Raw genomic sequence first — 5,260 nt, 5'->3', positions numbered from 1 at the left:
ACGCCAACCAGAGAGATCACGCCTCACCCTGAACAAACGAGTGGCTCACGCCTTCAACACAGAGATGAGACCTTAACCGAACACGGATGCTCTCTAATCCCAGGTAGACTTTCCCGAAAGCCGGATCTCGCTTCCAACAGAGTTCTCGAGTGATCCAAAGGGAGTTCTGTCGAGACAGTCGACACACCAGACTACCGATCAGTTCGCAATCAGACGTGCGATCCAGACGATGGAAATCACCGGGATCACTAGTCCAGTGACGAGGAGAACGACCGCAATGATGATCTTCTCACCACGACTGGCATCACCCCCAGATCGACTACCACATGTCGTCAATCACTGTCGCGGTTCGCTGTATGAGTCCAGCCATACAAGATCTATCTGTAATGAGATCACCCTGCATAGTCACCGAACTCGCTGAGTGAGCACGAACAGCAATAGCGCCAACAATAGCGATCCGAGAAGCGACTCAATGCCAGCGATCGCCCGCGCAACTGCACCAATTGGTTGTATATCGCCGTAGCTGAGCGTTGCAAACGTGACAACGCTGAAGTACAGGCCTTGATAGAACACGCGTGCCAGCTGTCCGGGTGTGGCTGCAAGAATATCCATGACCGGCTGTTCGAATGCATAGGTTCCCGAACCTGTGCGCAACCCACCAGTCAACGGATATAAAATCCCAGAACAGCCCATTACCACGGCCGAACTCGTGACTACCCGTGTAGGGCTAGTCCCGTAACGCATCACCCAGCGCGACCCTTCGAGTTTAAGCGCACGAAGGTACTCACCGCGCGCCCACGCGGCCCGCCGTCGGGTGTTTTTCTCACCCAGATAACATGCTCGTGCACGGCGTGGCAGCGCGTCCTGTTTGAACAGACGGCGTAGCTCCCGGTAGGTCCAACTCGCCGCTTCGAGCGTTGCCGCCCGCGTCTCACGGTCATCGGCATCGTCGACGAAATCCTCATAAACCACCTGATCGCCGAAGTCACTGGCACGGTTGAGGCGGACGTCAGTAAATCCAGTACGATAGAGCTTTGCCCTGTTGAGACTCGCATCGCGGAGGTCGGCATTCTCGAACGTCGCACCCTCCACATCAGCCCCGTCGAAACGGGCTCGCCGGGCATCGACCCGATCAAACGTTGCCCGCCGGAGATCCGCACCGGAGAGGTCCGCTCCTCGAAGGGTCGCCCCGGTGAAATCTGCACCGACGAGGCTCCGCTCGCGCAACCACGACGTGTCCACCAGATCTGCTCCACGAAAATCAGCGCCGTCAAGACGGCCACCGGGATCGTGACGGTCATCGAACGCCTCGGCAGTTTTCGGGGTATTATCGTGCCAAAAGCAATTTTCACCGCTCTCGTTGACCGGTCGCCAACAGCACGCCTTTCCCCGATCCGTGAGCAGTTCCACGTCCTCGACATAACCACATCGTGTCTCGGACATCGTTCGGAACAGAACGGAGAGTCATTATAGGTCTTTTAGCCGGCCGGCCAATCCAATCATCTTCGAAACTCAATCAAATTGGTTCCCAGCTGCTGTTTTAGGAATCGGCTGCGGTCAGCTGACTTAATATTTCAACGTGAAACGATGTCGGTAAGTGTGGATCGGATATCGCATTCCGAATGCGATTTTCAAGACGATATGATAGTGGAGGTGTTATCACCACGCCTATAAACAAGACAGATACAATATGGATGAACATTCATATTTTATAAAATTATAGTTCAGTAGATTGGTCTTCAACATCATGGTGACAAAGATACCCGCGTTGTTTGAATGTCTCTGTTGAGAACTGACTTTTTCTCAGTTCGCTCTTTTAGTCGTGTTTAACTCTCTAATCGCAAGTATGCGCGAGATTCGACATGGATGAACGAAGTGTCAGTACCTCGCAAAGCCGGTTAGTTGAAACGTCCGCTTGCTGACGGTGTGACAACGAAACAGCAAGCGGACGACGAAATCCACGAAGACCAACTCCTTAACTTCCTCGTCAACACCCTCACTGGCGCGTTCTCTCTGAACATCGGTGAGAATGCTGAGATCGCCCCCGACGACATCTTTGAGGTCCTCGTCGGCGCGTGCGCCGACGGGACTTCTATCTCCGAACTCTGCGAGAACAGCGAAGACGCTCCCTCTGGCACCGACGTTCTCCATCACCTCCGCACTAAGTTCGACTTCGATACCGTCGCTTCCGTCGGCAATCTCCTCCTTCAGCGGGACGTAATCGAACATCTCCCCGAGCAGGTGGAGGTCGTCGTGGACCTCCACCTGCGGCCCTACTACGGTGATGAAGACGAAACAAGCGGCCTCTACCACTCCGAAGCCAAGGACGGAACCACCGCCTTCCACGCTTATGCCACTCTCTACGCGCGAGTGCGCAACAAACGCTACACGCTGGCGGTGCGCCGTCTCGAAGACGGCGACACCGCCAGCAGTGTCCTCGCCGAGTTCCTCGGCGTGCTCGAAGGCCTTGACCCCGAGGTCAAGGCCGTCTACCTCGACCGCGAGTTCTACGACGGCAAGTGCCTCACGCTGCTCCAGGCACACAACTACGCCTACGTCACGCCGATCGTGAAGTGGGGCGAGGCGATCCAGAAAGAACTCGATCAGGGCTGGAGCCGTACCATCGAGCACGACCTCACGACGGAATTCGACGGTCACAGTTGGACCGTCGAATTCCCTGTCTACATCGATTGCACCTACCAAAACGGTCGATACGACGAACACGGTGTGGCGCGTCACGGCTACGCCGTGGACGCGCCGTTCATCGACACACCGCGTCAGGCTCGCCACCACTACGCCAAGCGCTTCGGAATCGAATCAAGCTACCGTCTCTCGGAGAAGACGACGATATCGACGACAACTCGAAATGCGACGCAACGACTGCTGTTCGTCGTGATTAGCCTCTTGTTCCAGAACGTCTGGCGGTACTTGCACTGGGAGTACGTGGCGACGCCCCGCCGTGGCGGGCGTCGCCTCTGGCAGTGGACCTTCGAAGAGTTCATCGATATGGTGACCCGGGCAGCGTGGACGGCCCTCGCGGTACGTCGGGCCGTCCCCGCGAACAGGCCACCAGACGACCGCTTCGAGCGGTAATCACCGATCGGGAACGTCCTCACGGTGAGTGGCAACGCTGTCGCGTCGGCGGCGTTTCGCCGCCGACTGCGACGAGACGTTCAACCTCACCCTCGCTAATCAAAGGTTCTGGGACGATTCCTTTGCTAAGATCGGCCCATCCGCCGCTAATCAAGACAACCTTGTATNCACCCTCGCTAATCAAAGGTTCTGGGACGATTCCTTTGCTAAGATCGGCCCATCCGCCGCTAATCAAGACAACCTTGTATCCAGCTCAGACAGAAGCGCTGCGCTTTGCGAGGTACTGAGTGTATGTTTCTGAGGGCCACCAGTTTCAGAAAGTCCTGTATAACTTTGTTCTTTCAGTATTATTGAATTTTTGCACAAGGTAGGAAGAACCCGACGAAACACGGCAAGCGATATGATAAGGACGGTGATCACGATCGATCAGACGCGGAAAGCGGTTTGAACGGACTTCTATGTGGATGGTAATCGGTAGGCGAGAGACCGGCACACTTCTACAGTCGGCCGAATCCGACCCGCTCTACTCTGTTTCACTGGGGAGTCGGAGAGTGAGCAGTGTGACAAGCGCCATGAGTAGTGCCAACGAGAGATAGCCCTCATCAAAGAAGCCACGTTCGGCGATCGCGCCGAAGAGCACCGGACCTGTCGAGGCCAACAACGAAGCGCTTGACCGGACGGCTCCCAATCCAGTACCCTCAATCTCCGGTGGAATCGTCTCTGAAAGATACGATTGAGTGATTGCGCCCGAGCCGAGCATCGAACTAATCAGAGCCGTGTCCCCTGCGAGCAACCAGAATCCGTTGAGAAACGGCAGCAGGGCAAATCCGATGATGGCTCCACCGAGTACGATTGGCAGCGAACGCCGAATACCGATCACGTCGTATGCAACGCCAGCAAGCGGCTTGGCGGCGATACCGAACGCGAAAAACAGACTGAACAATGCGCTTGCTGCCGTTGAGGAAAATCCCTTGTCGTGGATCAGATACGTGGGATAAAACGCCGAGAACGTCTGCAAGACACCGATGTACAGAAACAGGATGATCGCCATGATTACCAACGTCGGATGGTAAAGCTCCCGGAGAACGGTTCTTGCCCGCTGGAGAGACAGTTCCGTGCGTGCTGTGTTCGACGAGACGGTTGATGGAAGAACCTGCCAGACAGCGATCGCAACAACCACGAGGAGTGGCACGACGAAGACGAGACCTACTTGCCACGTAAGACCGATGAGGATGCCAGCAATCAACGGTAGGACTGTCTGACCAGTGTCACCCGCCGCCATCGTTATTCCCAGCACACGGCCGATGCGATCAGGGTAGAGATCCGAAAGAGCAGTGATCCGTGCGACCGGATACAAAGACAGCCCGACGCCGATCAATCCGGTTGCAGCGAACAGGCTCCACGTCGTCGGAGCGAGAACCACTAACGACACAGCAACAGTGACGATCACCAACCCGGTTGTCAATATCGTCCGCTCACCGTACCGGTCAGCGAGAACACCGCTTGGTACCTGACCGATCGCATAGGTAACCCAGATGAGCGTTACTAACAGCCCAGCAGTAGTGAGAGTGAGATCGAAGCTCTCGCTCAACGATGGCAACAACACCGGATAGATCATTCGAGTTCCGTTTAGAAGGCCCCATCCGAGAGCAATCGCGATCAACTTTTTTCCTTTTCCATCGGCCCATAGTGAGCCTATTTCCTGTTGTAGAGAGGGTAGCGTATCGATCAACCCCAGTTGTTCGCTTGTAACCAACCTGGTTGCAAAACGCTTGCAGTGCCAGCACAAAAATCCGGTTGTCATATCGTCCTGGTCAATGTGGTCAGTAGTGAGATGAGAAAACCGTCAGAAATTTTGTATGATCAGATGAAAATAGTCGTCCACGAATCGAGGGAAAGGGGGGGGGGAGACTGAGCACTTATCGGTAGACACCCCTAGCGAGAGGGCTCTCGGCGACGACGAGTAACTCGGTGAAAACATCCGAATAATACCGTGACAGTACGTTATAATATCACATCCCGAATTCTATCATTAAAAATGGTTTACAAGGGTACAGTCGAAAAATGTAGTCAAGCTTAGTGGACCATCCAGTAAATCCGTACCCAGTAGCAGGCCCCGTGTGACCACCGCTACCGGAGGTAGACTTGCGCAGCGGTGTCGAAGCAG

The 5,260-nt window shown here is 55.1% G+C and carries 3 protein-coding genes; 1 reads left to right on the top strand and 2 read right to left on the bottom strand.

Annotated elements, in window-relative coordinates:
• Positions 1-405 precede the first annotated feature (405 nt).
• A complete protein-coding gene (locus C451_RS03095; RefSeq protein WP_007737587.1) occupies positions 406-1,443 on the bottom strand; it encodes a pentapeptide repeat-containing protein in 1,038 nt (345 codons plus the stop codon).
• A 483-nt stretch (positions 1,444-1,926) separates the two neighbouring features.
• On the opposite strand from C451_RS03095, the gene C451_RS03090 reads away from it, so the two are divergent.
• On the top strand, positions 1,927-3,093 hold the full coding sequence (locus C451_RS03090; RefSeq protein WP_007737585.1) for an ISH3 family transposase: 1,167 nt from the start codon (positions 1,927-1,929) through the stop codon (positions 3,091-3,093).
• A 523-nt stretch (positions 3,094-3,616) separates the two neighbouring features.
• Here C451_RS03090 and C451_RS03080 read toward each other — a convergent pair.
• Positions 3,617-4,711: an MFS transporter gene (locus C451_RS03080; protein ID WP_007737582.1), complete on the bottom strand. Its 1,095-nt coding sequence runs from the start codon at positions 4,709-4,711 to the stop codon at positions 3,617-3,619.
• Positions 4,712-5,260: the final 549 nt, after the last annotated feature.

Origin of the sequence: Halococcus thailandensis JCM 13552, assembly GCF_000336715.1 — an archaeon.
Lineage (GTDB): Archaea > Halobacteriota > Halobacteria > Halobacteriales > Halococcaceae > Halococcus > Halococcus thailandensis.
This window is presented reverse-complemented; position numbering and strand designations above follow the sequence as displayed.